Source organism: Aneurinibacillus sp. Ricciae_BoGa-3, assembly GCF_028421645.1.
Taxonomy (GTDB): Bacteria; Bacillota; Bacilli; order Aneurinibacillales; family Aneurinibacillaceae; genus Aneurinibacillus_B.
In genome coordinates, this window is sequence record NZ_CP116887.1 from 4,102,551 (window position 1) to 4,121,735 (window position 19,185).

Here is a 19,185-nt window from a genome sequence, read left to right on the forward strand (position 1 = left end):
TATAAGTAAATCTCTTTACACTCGATGTGGTATTCATCTATTTCACTTCTCAAGTTAAGTAAATATTTGAAAATAAGGGAAGCCCTAGGGCTCCCTTGTTTATTTTGCTCCTCTTGCACACAGTTCCGTTACCCTACTGTACTTGAACGCTCCAAACTTGCTTGAACGACTACTTGATGCACTTTACCATCATCCACAAGTTGCAAGTACGGCTGATTCCCAACTACCTTACCGTCAACCATCCATGTTAAAGGGACTCTAAGACTTTGTCCACAGTAGACCTCAATCGAATACGTTGTTTCGCCGTATCTGTAGTCGATGGTGAACGATTTCCATTCAGGCGGCACACAGGGTTCAATATACAGTTGATCTCCCCGGCGCTTGACACCCAATACATACTCCAACCCTGCCTGGTACATCCAACCAGCAGCTCCTGTATACCACGACCAGCCAGCTTGACCTTGATGAGGATTTGCCGTGTACACGTCAGCCGACATCACATACGGTTCATTTGCATACGTCTGGACTTCTCGGGATGTTCGCGTGTGTGAGATTGGATTGAGCATGGAAAACAGCTCAAATGCCTTGTCACGCCGCCCCAACATCGCCCAGGCAACAATCCCCCAAATGACACCATGGGTATACTGTCCACCGTTCTCGCGAATTCCCGGTGGATAGCCCTGGATGTATCCTGGGCTCGGACGCGTCTCATCAAACGCTTTTGTCAACAACCGCGCAAGATTCAAATCTCGATCCACAAGCTCACGATCAAACGAGCGCATCGCCCGCGATTGCCGGTCGGCAGATGTCCCCTGCGAGAGGACCGCCCACGACTGTGCGATAGCGTCAATTCGACACTCCTTGTTCTTAATCGAGCCAAGCCATGTTCCGGCATCGGTGTACGCCCGGCGAAACCAAGCGCCATCCCAAGCATAATCGTTCAGGTGCTGCTCCAGTTCGCGCGCTGATTGTTCAAACTGGTCTACCGCATCAGTAGGAATGATACCGTCTTCCATTCCCGTAAACCGCTTCAGGATGTCCAGCAGGAACCAGCCAAGCCAGACGCTTTCCCCACGCCCTTTCGCACCGACGCGATTCATCCCATCATTCCAGTCGCCAATGCCCATTAGCGGAATCCCATGTTCGCCGAATTTTAAAGCATGGCGAATGGCTCGCAGGCAGTGCTCCAACAGCGATCCCGTTTCGTCAGACTTAACCGTATCTTCATATCGCTCCAATTCCCCCTCCTTAAGCACATCGCTATGCAGGAATGGCACGTTCTCTTTCAAAATATCGAAGTTTCCCGTCTGTTCTAGATAGCGAGATACGGCATATGGGAGCCAGAGTAGATCATCTGAAAACCTTGTACGAATTCCTTTGTGTGTTTCTTCGTGCCACCAATGTTGGACATCGCCTTCTTGATACTGATGAGCAGCGTTAATTAATATTTGCTTCCTGGCAATCGACGGGTCCGCATGTAGGAACGCAAGCGAGTCCTGCAATTGATCTCGAAATCCAAATGCACCGCCAGCCTGATAAAACGCGGTTCGAGCCCACAATCGACAAGTCAGCGTTTGGTACAAGAGCCAGCCGTTCATCATCAAATCCATCGCGCGATCCGGTGTCTTCACCTGCACTTGCCCAAGAACGCGCTTCCAATATTGTGTCACACTTGCAAGCGTATCCTCGTAGGCAGAAGGTTGGCCATACTGCCTAATAAGCGAATGTACCTCGTCTTTCGACGACGCACAGCCTAGTAAAATAGTAACCGTAATGTCGTCTTTTGCGGGGAGTTCAACCACAGTTTGCAGAGCCCCACATGAATTGGAAAATGCACCGGTTTGCTTAGATAGTTTTTCTTCTAAAAGTGCTGTCGGGCACTCTAATGTACCACCACGACCGATAAATTCTGTTCGGTCTCCAGTCCAAGAATAGAGCTGTTCCGGTATCTTCGCCATCGGATCCGGCAGTGCGATATGCATAAAGCCAACCGCATCACGAAACGTCTCTTGATACGTGTTACGAGCAAGCAAGGCGCTATGCTCCTTATCCCATTCGGTAACAATGAAGGGTGCCTGTGCTTCCCGCATAACCCCAAGAACCCACTCAGCGTAATACGTAATGGAAATCCGCTTTATGGCTTCGCTTGTATTGCGTACACGGAGTTGGATAAGCTTCAGCGAATCGTTCAATGGAACTGTCGTCTCCATCGTGTGCACGACATCGCCATCCAGTTGTTCAATCTGACTATACCCCCATCCGTGTTTGACCTTGTACGTTCGCTCGCCACCTGCTGGTTTGGGGGCAGCCGACCAGACTTCATTGGTGTCAAGGTCGCGCAAGTAGAGACACTCGCCAGGTCGGTCAAGAACCGGATCGTTCGTCCAGGGCGTGAGTTTACACTCCCGTGAGTTACGCCACCATGTATAACCCGTTCCAAATTCTGTAAGGATGCAACCAAAACGAGGATTGGCGAGTACATTGCTCCACGGCTTCGGTAGATACGATTCATTCCGTACGTGAACTTGATACGCTCGACCTCCCTCGGTGAAACTACCCCAACCATTGAAAAATTCACCTTCTGCGGAAATACCGGACGGTTGTTGTTGATTCCGATGCCTTTCTCGGATTTGTACAGGTCGTCGCTGCGAAAGCCGTATTTTCCCTTCGTCGACTCGCAACTGCGCATGCAAGCTTGGCCCTCCCGCTCGCAGTAAGACACGTGCAACCGCTGTGAGAAGAGTTCGTTCATTCTCTGACAGTTGAGACGCCTTCAATCCTACAATTCGCTTCATCTGTCCAATTCCTCGCGCAGCGAGATTGTCCCGCAAACGGTTCATAAGTTGATCCTGGTAGCCACCGATGGTCTCATCGAGCACCACAAGGTCGACTTCCAATCCAAGCATACACAAATACTGGTGTTGGTGTGCTAATTGAGTGACGAAAGGCAAATCCGCCAGGTTGCTGACTGAAACCACAACAATTGGCGCGTCGCCGCTAATTCCATGCGACCACAAGGCAGACTGGCCTAAAGCATTGTGTGAGATTGCATTCCGTCGCACGGGCGTAAGCGGCGGTGTAAAAAGGAGACGGCCCGCCAAAAGATGTGCATCTGATGCCTGTATCGGCGTAAGATGTAGATGTCGAAGATCGATTTGCGCGCGTACCCATGACAAATGGAAAGTTCGATCCGCTTGCTTCGGCTCACGCAGGCGATGTACAATGTCAAGTGCTTGCTCACGGCTTTCTGCAACCCCTGTCACAATATACACCGTAGCCGACTCCTGCGGTGCCAATTGAATACAACGGCGCATAACAAAAGCTGGATCCACTACAGAACCAACGGACCCACGTAGTCGTGCGTTTATTGCCTTTGGTGCTTGGAGTGAATAACCGCGGCCAATAAACTGAGCGCGATCTGTCTCGAACTCATAATCGCCTGTCTCACTTCCATCGACATAGACGGTGTGAACGGCCCATGTCTCCTGCTCATCATCCTCTCTCGGACGCCGCTTCGCCAACAAAGATTGTGTCTTTGCGTCGTGGCCCGTTTCTATGAATAACTTGCTAAAAGCCGGATGTGCATGGTCTGCCGATGGGCTTGCCAGCGCTAACTCTAGAAAGGAGGTTACTTCCAACGTACGCTCTTCGCTGCTGTTGTTGACCAATCGAAGACGCCGTACCTCCGCGTCAACATCCGGAGAAATGGTCAATTCAAGTTTGGATGAAATGTCGCTATAAGTCCCTTCATAAGTCGTTTTATCGAGACGAAACACGGCTCGCGTGTCTCTAACCACCTGGGAAGGGAATCTGGTCATACTCCAAGTCTTCTCTGACGTGGCGTCATGAATGTAAACAATAGCACCTGATGTATCAACAACTGGATCTTCCCGCCACCTTGTGACCGCAAGGCCGTTCCATGTGAGTGTACCGGTTCCATCGTTCGTGTTCAAACTAGTCATGCGGCCGTTTGATAACACGTTGACTTCCGGTACAAGGGTCGGTTCAGTAAACGTGCGTTCCGCATCGGCCGACTGGCCCTCAAATTCCGGCACCTTCGCATGGAGCCCAATCGGCTCTTCAATCAGCGCTGCGTTCACAGGTATCCTCTCCTGTAGAAGCAAATCTGCTGCGCATACGCGTGGATCGGTATGGAATCGCTTCACCATGATTTCATCTGCCAACAAATTGATAAGCGTCAACATGCTCATGCCTTGATGGTGAGCCATGTAACTTTGCACGACCTGGTGATGATTACCCTGCGGCAGACGTGTTTTTGTAAAATCAACAGCTTCATAAAACCCGTACATGCCTTTCGCACCATAATCTTCAAACTTACGCAACGCTGCGAGCCCGGCATCCCCCGCATATGGCAGACCCATGATGGTGGCATACGGTGCAACGACCAAATTGCGTTCCAAGCCACGTTCAAGTCCAAGTCCGGGAACACCAAAAGCCCGATATTGATAGTTCAATTGATAGTCAAACCCATAATAGCCGCTCTCCGAAATGCCAAACGGCACCTGGTGTTTGGCCGCGTACACCCTTTGTCGATGAACAACACCCCGGTAAGTAGAGTCCCAGATCGTGTTTCGATAGGTCCGCATAATAAGACTCGGCATGAAATACTCAAACATTGTGCCAGACCAAGATAACAGCGTCTTACAGTTACCGGAAATGGTCATCGTTCGTCCCAGAGTAAACCAATGAGAAACTGGAATTTGCCCTAATGCAATAGCGACAAAGCTCGCTTGTCTAGCTTCCGATGCCAGCAAATCATAAAGAATGGTATCTTTTTGGTTCGTGTCGACATGATAGCCCAAACAGAACAGTCGCTCATCCGAGTTATACAGCGCCTTGAAGTTAGTCTGTTCTATGAACTGGTCGATTTCTCTGATGATTTTCTCCATGCTATATTGAAAACTTATATTGCGACGACTCCATTCATGTATTCCCTTCCGCACGACCATCAGGTAAGCGACTAAGTTTCCAGAGTCAACCGTGGAAACGTATCGAGGTACAAGAGGCTTAGCTGAACGCGTATCATACCAGTTCAACAGATGCCCATTCCATTTTTCCATGCTTACCAAGGTTTTCATCGTTGCTTCAATCCGTTTGATCATCGTAAGCGTGTCGATGAAATCCAGATCACGTGCAGCCACGACAGAAGCAAGGTAGAGTCCAATATTAGTCGGCGACGTGCGATGTGCAACAATCTCCTTTGGATGATATTGTACATTGTCGGGCGGAAGCCAAGACTCTTCCGCCGTAACGTATCGCTCATAAAACGACCAGATTTGTAACGCTAATTCCCTGAGTTCAGGACGCGCAACATTCAGCCATGTGCGAGCATCTACTTTTTGCGGACGGTTCAATTGCTGCATGACGGGTCTGGCTAGAAGCCAAATGACAAGAGCCACAACACCAATCACGCGATTAAAAATCCCACCGGAAAGCCAAGCTACTACGGCAAATAAGGAAATGGCGATGTAGCCGGCTGGCTCAAACATAAACACGCGTCCTTTTACGGAACTGTGATCCGTCTGGGCTGATGTGACCCACTCCAGCAAATTGCGCCGACTGATAAACAGGCGGTAAATCGTTCGCACAATGGCGTCTAAGGTAAGAACAGCGGCAAACGGCAGCGGCAACAGCTGTACAGCACTTTGCATGAAAGTCACGCCAATCGTACGGCTCCTGCTCCGGCCAACCGCTCCTCGTGGAATAGCCCGCAGAAATGGGAGAAAAATCGTTAACAGCACAATTGTTTCCCACACCCATACCCGGCCAGGCAGCACCCCCAGTCCGAGCAGTGCAACCAATAAGAGGGCTGGCGCAAGTAAGCTGCGGCGCAAATTATCAATGATTTGCCAACGGGTCAGCCCGCACAAATCAACTCGTCGGCTCTCACCATGGCGATCTTTACAGCTCGTGCCCAACCACTTAATGAGCTGCCAATCCCCCCGAATCCATCGGTGCGCACGTCGCTCGTAAGCATAAAATGTGCCCGGGTGCGACTCGACCACTTCGATGTCGGATGTCAATCCAGTGCGTAGAAATCCTCCTTCAAGTAAATCATGACTCAACACATGATGATCCGGAATGCGGTTCACCAGGGTCGTGTGAAATGCCTCAACGTCAAAGATGCCTTTGCCGACAAAGATTGCATGGCCAAACAGATCTTGATAAGCATTCGAGACAGCAAAAGCGTATGGATCAATACCAGGTTCACCAGCCCACAGTGAGGCAAAACGGGATGTGTGTGTCGAATCAAAATTTACGCCAATACGGGGCTGCAGTACACCAAACCCTGCGATCACACGCGTTCCCGCGTCATTGAGCCGCGGCCGGTTGTAAGGAAAATGAATGGTACCCGCCAGTCGGCTCACGACACCAATCGGAAGTTGTGTATCGTGATCGGCCGTAAATACATAACGAATATTTTTCAGGATATCTTTTTGTCCATGTATCGTTGTAAAACTGGTATGGTCACTGCCCGACAAAAGCTCGACGAACTCGACGAGTTTGCCGCGTTTGCGCTCCCAGCCCATATAAATGTTGTCAACTGAATTGTAAAGGCGGGATCTGTGAAATAGAAAAAATTTGTCAGCTCCATACTGCTTACGTAAAGCGTCAATTCGTCCGATCGCGTGCGTAAGAATCTTCGTATCGTCTGCCTGCCTCTCGGTCGGTGCATCTGAAAAGTCTGCTAATATGCCGAAAAAAATGTTCTGTTGACGGTTTGCCAGGTAGTGAATCAAGAGTCGATTGACCACGTCATCCACTTCTTCAACGCTGGACCAAATAACCGGCATGACGACCATCGTACAGGCATCATCGGGCAGCTTTTCAGAAAAATCGTAACGCAGAAGCGTAATAGGGCGCAAGCATCGAACAATTACTCCATGTACAATCGTTACAACCCATTCACTGACAGGCAAAACGAGAGCTGCTACGACCGCAATCCAAGATATAGGGCGAACGGTCGTCCCGTACGTCGCCCATCCCCCAGCAAGCAGCATTAGGCCAACAAACAGTAAAATTAAGCTCAACAAATATACGGATAGTGGCCGGCGACGGATGGCAAGGTGCGGTAGGCGGCGCGGGCGCGTCACCGTGCAGAGCGCTGCTCGCATAGCCCTGATTCCTTCCGCATCGAGTAAATAATAAGCAAGACACCCATCCCGGGGCAGCAAATTTGCTTGATCTAGGTATATTTGTCTGGATTCGGCAAGCCGCACGACGGTTTGGGCCACTAACGTTTCCGGAACATTTAGTTGATGCGCAAATTCGGCAACACGTCCACGTAGTAAGTCGCGACTTGCAAAATCTAGATGTTCATATTCGCTATTTGTGTCAGAAAGAAGAATTTGCTCCACATGAGAAATCTTCGTAAACGTTAATCGCCATGGCAGGCGCTCTAGAACGTGTAAACTTTGCACCAAATTGCCACAAGTCACCTGCAGTTCTGCCTGAAGCTGATGCTCAAACGAGACCATCTGCTCAAGGCTGGATTCACTATTCTCAACATGGGCCGCAAGCCATTCGTGGATCACTCGAATATCTGGCTCCCATTCACTCAAGTGCCGGATGAAATGTACGACTTCGATTGGACCCAGCGGTTTTTTTCGTGCTTCTCGCTCCAATATGGAACGTATCTTGGCGTCCGACATGTTCTTTACGCCTATTCGTTCAAGCAAGGATGCGATTGAATCACATACCTCATGGTGATACCGCACCTTGCGCATCGCTTGCGCCAAACGGCGAATAATGATAACGCGCATGGCGCTCGGTAACGCCCAACATTCCATAATTTTGAGAACAGAAACTTCCTGATAGGATTGCAGGTAGTTTTCAAACGAGTGCACGTCGTAGCATCCGTCCACATGCTCCAAATAATCGTTGCAAATAGCATATATCCGCGGCATTCCAGTAGATCGCAACCTTGGCAACTGTTGAAGCGTTGCCCGGGGCAGTTTTCGAATGACAACTTGTGCTTGAGTCTCCAGGAAGTTGATATGATCAAGCAGCCAATCTTCTGCAGGTTGTTTACAGTGCACTCTGCTGTTGCTTAAATGCTCGGCAAACGCGTGCAAACTGGCCATATCTGACCGAAAGGCCGGCCAAAATCGAGCAATTGGCCGGTTGGTTGTACATAATTCATGGGTCAAGGCAAACTCGTGTGCCCTTGCTCGTAGTTGTTCAGTGTTAAAAATCATAATGTCCTCCCAAGTGTCGTTAAGGAAAACATTCCCTTGGAAGCGTCATTTTATGCGAAAATAAAAAGCCTGGAGAAGCGCTTATAGGGTCGCTTTGCTCACAGGCTTTTTGGTCATATCCGTAAAAATCTGGCTTATAGAAGGCGTGTTCTTCGTGATTAGCGAAGCAATAGCCGATCGGTTCAGCGTTTGGTGCAGGGCCGATATTGGAAGAACGTTCGCGATAACAATGATAAGGGCAAGTATGAGACCATTCTTAAGAAAGCCCACGACTGCGCCTAAAATCCTGTTAATAAGGGAAAGCACAGGAAGCTTCGCAATCCCATTCAGGAATCCACCTAACCACCTTACAACAAAGCCTGTAAAAATAAGCAGGAAAAAGAATGCGACAGAGTTATAGATCGCACTTTCCACAGGCAGCATTCCCGCAAGTGATGAAAAGCTGCTGTTTCCCGAGATTTTAGAAAGCGGGAACCAGCTCATTAACGCGGCCGCTAACGATTTGTGATACATAAAAGCAACAACAAACGACAGCACAAGGGCAACAAGCTTAACAAGCTGTGCTACAAGCCCCTGCCTGTAACCGCTCCATATGCCTCCAATTAAGAGAAGCAGCAATACGACATCCAGCAGACTCATAGTTGATTACTCCTTATCCGGATTCTCCGTTTCCGGTATTTCAAGTGTTTCTTCCTCTTCTTCCGCACGGGAACTGTTCTCGAGCAGTTTAATTAACTCCTCATATTCCTGACGCAGTTTAAAATATTCATCAGCCATATTTAAAGCGGCTAGTACCGCAAGTTTATTTGTATCCAATCTAGGGTTGGCGGACGCGATTCTCCTCATTTTATCATCAACGTAGCCTGCCACCATGCGCATGTGAGAAGAACTGCTTTCGCCTTTCATCGTATAGTATTGTCCGTATATCTCAACTACCACTCGTTCTTTCTGGTCTCCTTGCACGGTTTATAGTCCCCCTCGGCTAAGATCTATTCTCCCTCTAACTATATCCTCTACATTAAAGTAAAGAAAGTAGCGCCGTACGTCAAGAATAAGAAAAAAATCGCGGGCATGCCGCTCTGTCCATTCCCCTCATATAAGTTTGACGGCCGCTTTCTGGAACGACGGGCGGACCGGCAAAACATCTGGGTAACCCAATGATGGAGACAGTTGCCGGTCTTTTTCGCCCTCTGTTCCACACGCTCCACATGGGTCAAGTAAGGAGCGAGCATTGCCTCGCGATGTTTTTCTCTGGTGTTTTGAGGACCTATGGTCCCCGTTTAAGTAACAAAAAATTTACAACTTTTAAGCGACATCCAATTTCTGACGATGAAAAAGGTTCCTCCCCACGAGGGTAGAAACCTCTTTCCCTATTCCATCCTATTTTCTAAGTTCTGCACCGCATTCCGCAGCTAAAGCCTCCACTACCCGCTCATGGGCGGCCTGTACTTCTTCATCGGTCAGTGTTTTTTCCGGATCCCGGTATGTGCAGGACAGGGCAACACTCTTCTTGTTGGCACCCAACCTGTCGTCGATGTACACATCAAAAATGCGAACCGATTCCAGAAGATTTCCCGCTGATTTCTCAATCGTATCCTGAAGCTTGCCTGCCGTGACTTCCCTGTCTACTACGACCGCAATATCACGGCTTACAGCCGGATACTTCGGCAGAGGAACCATTCCCGGGTGCACGGTGGCAAGTTCTATTAGTAAGCCTGCATCAAGCTGGAATACATACGTTTCTTCAACTTCGTATGATTGTTGCGTTTCAGGATGAACCTGCCCTACGTAACCGGCAATCCGGCCCTGAAGAACAATTTGAGCCGTCCGCCCTGGATGCATGCCCGGCAAATTTTTGACAGGATGGTACTGAATACCTGTTATACCCAACCGGTTTAAAAGCACATCCAGCATGCCTTTCACAAGGTAAAAATCAACAGGCTGGGTCGCATCTAACCAATGTTCTGCGATCTGGTTTCCTGTGAGAAGTCCACCAAGCGTCAGTTTTTCCTCAGGAAGTTTGGTTAGGACCTCTTCATTCGTCAAGAATACATTACCCAGTTCAAAAATCATGATATCGCGTTGATTGCGGTTGATGTTATAAGCCGCCGTTTCCAGAAGGTGCGGGATCAGATTGGTCCGCAAAACGCTTCTTTCCTCACTCATCGGCATAGCAAGGGGAATAGCGCAGGTATCTCCATATAAATTCGCAAAAGAGCTTAAGTTTTTGGGGGTAGTAAACGAGTAAGTGCTCACTTCATCCAAACCAACCGCATTCATGACCTCGCGAATTAAGCGGCGCAGTTCCTGCTCACGAGTAAGTATACCATGCGTGCCTTCGCCATAAGGCATAGTAATCGGAATGTTATCATAACCATACAGGCGGGCCACTTCTTCAATCAAATCAACTTCCCGGACAATATCCTGGCGGCGTGTTGGCGCTGTAACATGGAAAGTGTCGCCGTCGATGTCATACGGAAAAGACAGACGATCAAATATCGCTGCTGCTTCATCACGGGACAGGTTTGTTCCCAAAACTGTATTTAAGCGATCCATGCGAAGGGCAACACGCTTATCCTGCGGAATCTCAACAACTGAGTCCGCAATACCTTGGCCGATCTCCCCGCCAGCTAGTTCTGCCATGAGCAGGGCTGCACGCTCGAGTGCCAATTCTACCGCTTTCGGGTCGACTTCCTTCTCAAAACGAAGGCTGGCTTCAGAACGCAATCCCAGCTTTCGGGACGTCCGCCGGATAGATGGTCCAGCAAAATGGGCAGATTCGAGCAGGATGGTCCGAGTATCTTCCCCAATCTCTGAATTTGCTCCACCCATCACACCGGCAATGCCGATCGGCTTCGTTCCATCCGTAATGAGGAGCATGTCAGCATCCAGCGTACGTTCGACATCATCGAGCGTTGTGATGGTCTCGCCTTCTTCTGCCAGCCTGACTACAATATTTCCGCCTTCCACCGCACTGTAGTCAAAAGCATGGAGCGGCTGCCCAGTTTCAAGCATCACATAGTTTGTAATATCGACCACATTGTTAATCGGCCGCACACCCGCTGCCATCAGCCGACTCTGCATCCACAGCGGAGATGGAGCAAGCTTAACACCCGAAATCATGCGTGCCATATAACGGCGGCAGTGTTCAGGTGCCTCTATTTTAATGGTAACCTTATCTGCAATAGATGGGCCGGTCTCAGTGAGGGAGGTTTCCGGCAGCTTTACTTCCCGGTTTAAAATAGCTGCCACTTCATAGGCCACACCAATCATGCTTAAGCAGTCGGAGCGATTAGGGGTAAGGCCAAGCTCAAGCACCGTGTCATCCAGGCTCAATACCTGCTCGATAGGCTGGCCAAGCTCCAAATTCTCAGGCAGAACCAGGATACCCTCCTGGATCTCCTTCGGCAACAGCTTATCGTTCATGCCGAGTTCTTTAGCTGAACAAATCATTCCCTGCGACTCCACACTGCGGAGTTTTGCGCGCTTGATTTTCACATCGTTCGGCAGATGGGCTCCCACAACGGCTACCGGCACTTTCTGGCCGGCTGCGACATTCGGGGCTCCGCATACGATCTGCAGCATCTCCCCTGTGCCCACGTCCACTTGACACACATTTAATTTATCTGCATTCGGATGCTTTTCTTTCTCTTTGACAAACCCGACTACTACGTTGGTTATGCCTTTGTTAAGGACTTCAACAGCGTCAACTTCTACCCCGGACCGCGTCAGCCTCTCAGCAAGTTCTTCCGGGGAAATTCCGGACAAATCGATATATTGGCTTAACCAGTTATATGATACTTTCATCTTTTTATCTCCTCCTTAAACCCGGTTGAACTGCTTGAGGAAACGCAGATCGTTTGTATAGAAATGGCGGATATCATCAATGTTGTATTTGAGCATCGCAATGCGCTCCACACCCATTCCAAAAGCAAATCCTGTATATTTCTCCGGATCATATCCCGCCATCTCAAGTACGCGCGGGTGTACCATCCCTGAGCCCAGTATCTCAATCCACCCTGTATGCTTGCAGACGCGGCATCCGTGGCCGCCACAGAACATACAGGAAACGTCCACCTCAGCGCTTGGCTCTGTGAATGGGAAGAAACTTGGACGCAACCGGATGCTAGCATCATCGCTGAACATCTGGCGGGCAAACTCAAGCAGGATTCCTTTTAGGTCACTCATGCGGACATTCTCGCCCACCATCAAACCTTCCACCTGTGTAAATACGTGTGAATGGGTAGCGTCATCATTATCGCGGCGATATACGCGGCCCGGGCAAATGATTTTCACGGGAACTTTACCCTGCATCTTCTCCATTGTCCGCACCTGTACAGGAGAAGTATGCGTACGCAGCAGGATATCTTCCGTTATATAAAAGGAATCCTGCATGTCTCGGGCGGGGTGTTCCTTAGGCAGATTAAGCGTTTCGAAGTTATAGTAATCAGACTCCACTTCCGGGCCTTCCGCAACGGTGAACCCTAATCCCAGAAAGATGTCCTCAATTTGCTCGATGACCAGGGTCAACGGATGGCGGTTGCCCGTATGGATCATTCTGCCTGGCAGGGTTACATCAATGGTTTCCTTCGCCAGCTTTGCTTCTATTTCTGCTTTTTCTATGGTTTGTTTCTTTTGCTCCAGACCATTTTCCACGGCTTCGCGCACTTCATTAGCCAGCTGCCCGATTAGCGGGCGCTCCTCTGCCGATAATTTACCCATCCCGCGGAGTATTTCAGTTAAACGGCCCTTTTTTCCCAGATACTTGACACGCAACTCTTGAACCTGTGAGGACTCCTGAACCGATTCAAGCTCAGCCAGCGCTTGATTCTTTACTTCTTCCAATCGTTCACGCAACGGTAAAACCTCCTTTACGATTTTGAACACAAAAAAGACCTTCCACCCGGTAAGGGGCGAAAGGTCGCGGTACCACCCTTAGTAAGAATGCATGCAACTCCATTCTTATCTCTTCATTGATAACGGATAGATCGGCCTATCCGGATCCCCTTCTACTTCAATTTTCAAAGGGACAGCTCAGGAGTGAATTCAAGCGGCGCCTATCTCAAGGATGCTTTCAGTCAGCGGCATCCTTTCCCTGTCAGTGGCATTCCGGTTTACTACTCTCCGTCAACGCGTTGTACATTATGAATGATGAAACATTTAGCCTTTATTATAAGGAAGATCGGAGTCAATTACAAGCTTACAGCAATGGATATGTCCTTATTTATTCCTACCTTAATAATAAATTTTATCATATACTATAATCGAGACCGGAATAGCTACCCAACAACGAAGACACAGAAGGAGGAGGAACGAATGGCGGACCTCGAAACCATTCTTTACGATAAGAAATTCAAGTGTGCCCACTGCGATCACGAATTTACCAGCAAGAAGGTGCGCTTACGACGCGGTCATCCAATTCAGCGTGATCCCGACTTTTGTGTTCATTATGCAAACCAATCTGAGAATCCGCTGCTATACCACGTAATAGTCTGCCCAGAATGCGGATTTTCATTCAACGATAATTTTCGGACATTTATTCCGGACCCAACCGTTGAACAGCGGATACAAGAAAAAATATCGGACAATTGGACAAAAAAGGACTATACCGGTATGCGGACCGTCCCTGAAGCCATTGCTGCTTATAAACTAGGAATATTTACAGCAGATGTGCGCGGTGAAAGCCACTGCGTGCTGGCGGGCTTGTGCATGCGGCTTGCCTGGATGTACCGTTTCCTTAAGAAGAAAGTGAAGGAAGATCATTTCCTCGAAGTAGCCAGGCACGAATATGAGCTCTCACTTGAAAAAGGAGATTACGCCAATACAGACATGACAGAGTTAAAGATTCTGTATCTGGTGGGGGAACTCTACCGCCACCTCGGAAACCCGCAGCAGGCCGTTCACTATTTCTCCTCTGTTATCCACCACAAGCTAAAAGACACCGATCCGCAAATGGTGCGAGCCGCCCGTGATCAGTGGGAAACCATGCGCGAAGACATGAAAAGAGAAAAAGTTGCCCGGGAAGACCCAGCCGGGTAGCTTTATTTCATCTTTCTCAGATTCCGCTGTCTCACTGCCTCATACATAAGAATCGACCCAGCCGCTCCGGCATTTAAAGATTCCGCTCGGCCATACAGCGGAATAATGACATTCTGATCCGTTATCTGCAGCAGATCCTCACTCATTCCGCTTCCTTCATTCCCAATAACCAGGATAATGGGTCCGGAATAATCAATTTCCGTATAGGGAAGAGATTCATGCAGACTGGTTCCGATCACCCGAATGCATGGCTGCTGTTTCCTTACCGCTGCGATGAACCCAGCCAGATTTTTGCGCCAGACGGGTATATGAAACAAGGAGCCCATTGTTGAGCGGACAGTCTTGCTGTTATAGAGGTCGACACTCCCGTCCCCTACCACGACTCCATCGAAATCGGCTGCGTCGGCAGTGCGGATTAGCGTGCCCAGATTGCCTGGATCCTGCAGGCGGTCCACTAGCAAAAGCATGGGGTTGTCCTTCAACTGCAGTTCACCATCATCCGGCATCCGAATCACGGCCATTATCCCTTGTGGAGCCTGGGTTTCCGATAGTTTAGATAACACGTGCGCGCTTACCCAATACATGCGGGCTCGCCCCGCCATGCTTTGATACTCTGCAAGCCACCGAGGGATCTGCATTCCTTCTTCCAGCAGCAGCGACTCGATGTCTGCGCCGGACCGGCATGCTTCCTCCACCAAGTGCGGGCCTTCTATTAAGAAAAGCCCGGCTTGTTCCCGTTCCTTTCTCTTTTGTAACTTACTCCATTGTTTAACCCGCGGGTTTTGCGCGGACGTTATAATCTCCATTATTGCCCTCCAACTGCAAACGTGGGCGTATATCCCACTGCAATTTTCTCCTATGTCTGCTTATTTCTTTTAGAAGGGATGAAAAAAGCCTACTGTGCCAAACTAATGTTATTCATTACCTTAAAAAACAGGAGAGTGATTAACATGAATATTGCTGACTTAGATCTGCGCGATGCGATACTTCACAATATGCGGGGCGCATCCGAGGAAGATGTCCGCCATACAATTGTGGATGCCATATCCAGCAGAGAAGAAAAGTTATTGCCAGGGCTTGGTGTCCTATTCGAGCTTGCCTGGGGACAGATGAGCGAACAGGATAAAAACAAAATGATCCAGGTTATCCAAAAGCAAGTACAATAGCCGACACTCCGCTTTATTTTACAAAAACCCGCATGCACACGTTTGTGCTGCGGGTTTTGTACTGGCAAAATGGCACGATGTTTTTTAATACTCTCCACGTTTTAGTTTGGCCACAGTTTCCTCATCCAACTTTTTGATAACCTCATGAATCAATTTTACAGCGTTATCAATATCATCCTGGTGCAGAATAGCTGCATGGCTATGAATATAGCGGGTTGCAATGCTGATCACGATGGAAGGTACACCCTTGCCGTGCAGATGCATTTTACCTGCGTCGGTCCCGCCTCCCGCCATCGCGTCATATTGGAACGGGATGTTATGCTCTTTTGCGGTATCAATCACGAGATTGCGAAGCCCTTCGTGCGGAATCATAGAAGCGTCATATAGAAGAATCTGCGGCCCTTCGCCGATTTTAGATTGGGCATCCTGTTCTTTAACGCCGGGCGTGTCTCCCGCAATGCCCACATCTACCGCAATGGCGATATCTGGCTGAACGACGTTTACTGATGTTTGCGCGCCGCGCAGGCCAACCTCTTCCTGAACATTGCCCACACCATACACCGTATTCGGATGATCTACGCCTTTTAACGATTCCAGCGTCTGAATGGCCATCGCAATTCCGACGCGGTTATCCCATGCCTTTGCCATCATGATTTTCGGATTGTTCATTACCGTAAACGGGCAAATAGGCACGGCGGTATCCCCTGGGCGGATCCCGAATTCTTCTGCTTCTTCCTTGCTCGAAGCCCCGATATCAATAAACATATCTTTGATTTCAACCGTCTTTTTTCGCTGATCAGGCGGCAGAATGTGAGGCGGGACTGAACCGATAACCCCCTCAATCACTCCCTTGCGTGTCTGGATCGCCACACGCTGCGCCAGCATAACTTGGCCCCACCATCCGCCAAGCGTCTGGAATTTAAGGAAGCCTTTATCTGTTATCATCGTAATCATAAAGCCAACTTCATCCAGATGGCCGGCAACCATGATTTTCGGGCCTTTATTGCCTTTGCGCGCAATAAGGCTGCCTAAATTATCGGTTGTAATTTCATCCGCAAACGGCGCTATGTATTTTTTCATAACTTCCCGCACTTTGCCCTCATGGCCGGGAACGCCAGGTGTTTCGGTTAATTCCTTATACATAGAAACATGCTGCTCCATCGTCTTCCCTCCAATTGTTAATCTGGTATAGTATTCCAAGGTTTACCGTTAGCATTCATTATTATCCTACCATTTATGCCCATACTAAGCAAAAGGAGGCCGCGCATTTTATGAAACTTCGCATGGTTGTTAACACGTTGTATAAGCTTGTATTTTTCCCCGCTGTGCTTGTAGGCATGTCAGCTTCGATGCCAGGCATTCTTTCGTTTTCTGGGGTTCTGCATTTGGCGTTTGTATGTATTCTGCTGACCATAATCGGGGTGCTGGCAGACGAAACGATACTGCCGCTGTTCGGTGTTGAAACTTCCACCATCCAGGGGGCTGGAGCCATAATGGCTATTTTGTATCTTTCCGGCATCTTATTTCCAGGCAGCAATATATCCGTTTCCGGGGCTGTTTTTGCTGGTGCCGCGCTCGGAATTATAGAAAGGGTCGCCCACCATTTTGTCATGTTACATCGGAGGGCAACTACTTAGAGGAAACAAAATTAATTTTTGGAAACCGTAACGTTTGAAGCATCCAGGCCAGCTGTGTAAGCTAACGGCCTATCATACTCTTCGGGATTGTAAATGACAAGCAGCAGAGTTGGCCGCGGCCTGCATTCACCGGTGTGCTCGTAATGCTCCAGGTCAAATGGCAAAGTTTCCACTACCGCATGCTTGTGAAGCTGTTTCTCGTCCAGACCGAGCGATGCCAGGCCATCTCCGAACAATGTAGGTCTTTCTGCCGCCAGCTTAATCGCCGCAGTCTGTACACTCTTGTCCATATCATAACGCCACCATGTTTTGCGCGGCTTATATTTATGGTTCAGGAAATAGCTGTATTTCATTAAACCTTCTATTATATCCATGTTTTTTGTGCCTCTTTGCAGAAGAAAAGCATGCAGGCGCGTAAACAAATCCTCAAGCTGGTGTCCAATGCGCGACCAGCCTCTCTCTTCCCAGAAGTCGCCAAACTCCTGAAAGAAATCAAAAGCTGAAGCGAACTCATGCGCAATGAGATAGTGGATAGCCGCATCCATGCGGTGGGCGTTCCAGTACTTCTCCAGCACATCCTCTACCCTTTTAATGCGGACGATATCGCTAAATGGCAGCACATTATTACCCAGTATTTCATAAGGCGAATGGTCCATATACACATAATCGTATTTAGCCGCGTTAATCCTGAGCCCGGTTCCCCGCAGCATTTTCAAAAACCCAAGCTGCAGTTCCTCCGGTCCCAATGCGAATACATCGTTAAATGTTTTGCTGAAAGAGTTATAGTCCTCCTCAGGCAGGCCGGCGATTAAATCAAGGTGCTGATCGATTTTGCCGCTTTCTTTTACCTTTGTAACCGTCCGGGTTAGTTTCGTAAAGTTCTGCTTTCGTTTTACCAGTTCGTTTGTGGCATCATTGGTTGATTGGACACCAATTTCGAAGCGGAAAATACCTGGCGGTGCATTCTCCGCCAGAAAATCAAGCACTTCCGGGCGCATAATGTCCGCCGTAATTTCAAACTGGAACACACAGCCCCGGTGGTTTTTAATCAGAAAATCAAATATTTCAAGGGCATAGTCGCGTTTGATATTGAATGTCCGATCGACGAATTTTATGAGCTTTGCTCCGCTTTCAATAAGAAACAGCAGCTCTCTCTTCGTCCGTTCAATATCAAAATAGCGAACCCCTACCTCTATGCTGGATAAGCAGAACTGGCAGGAAAACGGACATCCCCGGCTTGTCTCAAAGTACGTCACCCGGTTTGCTAAATTAGGCAGGTCTTCAGCGAAATGAAACGGTGACGGAATGTCGTTCAAATCCAGCTTCGGGTTCGGCGGGTTGATCACGGTTTTCCCATCTTTGCGATAGGCCACGCCAAAAACAAAGTGATATTTTCCTTCACCCTGTATTTCAGTCAACAGGTTATGAAATGATTCTTCTCCCTCGCCTACTACAATAAAATCGGCCTCCGGGATGCGGTCCATCCAGTGCTCCACATCATAGGAGACTTCCGGTCCTCCTAACACGATGGTTACTTCAGGCATCACTTTCTTGAGCATCTTGATGATGCGGATGGTTTCCTCTATGTTCCATATATAGCAGGAGAATCCGATCACATCCGGCCTGCGCCCAAACAGGTCCGATACAACGTTCATAACCGGGTCTTTAATCGTATATTCAGCCAGATCAATATCAAAGTCTTTCTCGCTGTATGCTTTTAAATAACGTATGGCAAGCGACGTATGAATATATTTTGCATTAAGCGTAGCTACCGTTACTTTCATATATAAACCTCATTTTCCTTTTAACTTCTTCTCTAATCTTCACTTTTGACAGTATAGCACTTTTCCCGATGCTTTTTCTAATGAAATGGGGAAGCATGGAGTTCTAGGCTTAGGCATCAGCAGTCTCTTCTTTGATTCAATTTTGAGTAGTGGAAGGACCCAGCTTCCTTATTGAGTGGTCTGCACAACTACTCCATTCATGACATTTCATATGAGAGTTTCAGATAGGTATTCTGGACAACCATGCGCCATGTCATCTAAGTTTCGCACAAACGTCGGTACCCGCAAACCAATATTATTGATTGAGAATTAAATCTACTACAGCACCAAATTAATCCAG

At 48.6% G+C, this 19,185-nt stretch carries 11 protein-coding genes and 1 other annotated feature; of the genes, 3 read left to right on the forward strand and 8 right to left on the reverse strand.

Annotated features, from left to right (window positions below; genetic code table 11):
• Positions 1–128 precede the first annotated feature (128 nt).
• The 5 genes from PP175_RS20850 to pheS form a co-directional block, all read right to left on the reverse strand.
• Positions 129–8,219: a glycoside hydrolase family 94 protein gene (locus PP175_RS20850; protein ID WP_272440142.1), complete on the reverse strand. Its 8,091-nt coding sequence runs from the start codon at positions 8,217–8,219 to the stop codon at positions 129–131.
• 81 nt (positions 8,220–8,300) lie between these two features.
• On the reverse strand, positions 8,301–8,858 hold the full coding sequence (locus PP175_RS20855; protein ID WP_272440143.1) for a CvpA family protein: 558 nt from the start codon (positions 8,856–8,858) through the stop codon (positions 8,301–8,303).
• 6 nt (positions 8,859–8,864) lie between these two features.
• The gene (gene zapA / locus PP175_RS20860; RefSeq protein ID WP_272440144.1) at positions 8,865–9,182 is read right to left on the reverse strand and encodes a cell division protein ZapA; all 318 of its coding nucleotides are present in this window, start codon (positions 9,180–9,182) and stop codon (positions 8,865–8,867) included.
• Positions 9,183–9,599: 417 nt separating this feature from the next.
• Positions 9,600–12,026: a phenylalanine--tRNA ligase subunit beta gene (pheT, locus tag PP175_RS20865; protein ID WP_272440145.1), complete on the reverse strand. Its 2,427-nt coding sequence runs from the start codon at positions 12,024–12,026 to the stop codon at positions 9,600–9,602.
• A gap of 15 nt (positions 12,027–12,041) precedes the next feature.
• Positions 12,042–13,040: a phenylalanine--tRNA ligase subunit alpha gene (gene pheS, locus PP175_RS20870; RefSeq protein WP_442870490.1), complete on the reverse strand. Its 999-nt coding sequence runs from the start codon at positions 13,038–13,040 to the stop codon at positions 12,042–12,044.
• An 85-nt stretch (positions 13,041–13,125) separates the two neighbouring features.
• Positions 13,126–13,359: a binding site (T-box leader), on the reverse strand.
• 176 nt (positions 13,360–13,535) lie between these two features.
• Here pheS and PP175_RS20875 point away from each other — a divergent pair.
• Positions 13,536–14,258 (forward strand): DUF2225 domain-containing protein, encoded by a 723-nt coding sequence (locus PP175_RS20875; protein WP_272440147.1) that lies wholly within the window; start codon positions 13,536–13,538, stop codon positions 14,256–14,258.
• A 2-nt stretch (positions 14,259–14,260) separates the two neighbouring features.
• On the opposite strand, the gene PP175_RS20880 is transcribed toward PP175_RS20875, so the two are convergent.
• Positions 14,261–15,064, reverse strand: coding sequence for a TrmH family RNA methyltransferase (locus PP175_RS20880; protein ID WP_272440148.1), 804 nt, complete (start codon positions 15,062–15,064; stop codon positions 14,261–14,263).
• Positions 15,065–15,208: 144 nt separating this feature from the next.
• Between PP175_RS20880 and sspI the strand changes: the two genes are divergently transcribed.
• Positions 15,209–15,424: a small acid-soluble spore protein SspI gene (gene sspI / locus PP175_RS20885; protein ID WP_272440149.1), complete on the forward strand. Its 216-nt coding sequence runs from the start codon at positions 15,209–15,211 to the stop codon at positions 15,422–15,424.
• 84 nt (positions 15,425–15,508) lie between these two features.
• Here sspI and PP175_RS20890 read toward each other — a convergent pair whose 3' ends face one another.
• A complete protein-coding gene (locus tag PP175_RS20890) occupies positions 15,509–16,585 on the reverse strand; it encodes a M42 family metallopeptidase (RefSeq protein ID WP_272440150.1) in 1,077 nt (358 codons plus the stop codon).
• A gap of 110 nt (positions 16,586–16,695) precedes the next feature.
• On the opposite strand from PP175_RS20890, the gene PP175_RS20895 reads away from it, so the two are divergent.
• Entirely contained in the window at positions 16,696–17,061 is a 366-nt protein-coding gene (locus tag PP175_RS20895) for a hypothetical protein (protein WP_272440151.1), read from the forward strand.
• An 11-nt stretch (positions 17,062–17,072) separates the two neighbouring features.
• On the opposite strand, the gene PP175_RS20900 is transcribed toward PP175_RS20895, so the two are convergent.
• The gene (locus tag PP175_RS20900) at positions 17,073–18,845 is read right to left on the reverse strand and encodes a B12-binding domain-containing radical SAM protein (RefSeq protein WP_272440152.1); all 1,773 of its coding nucleotides are present in this window, start codon (positions 18,843–18,845) and stop codon (positions 17,073–17,075) included.
• Positions 18,846–19,185 lie beyond the last annotated feature (340 nt).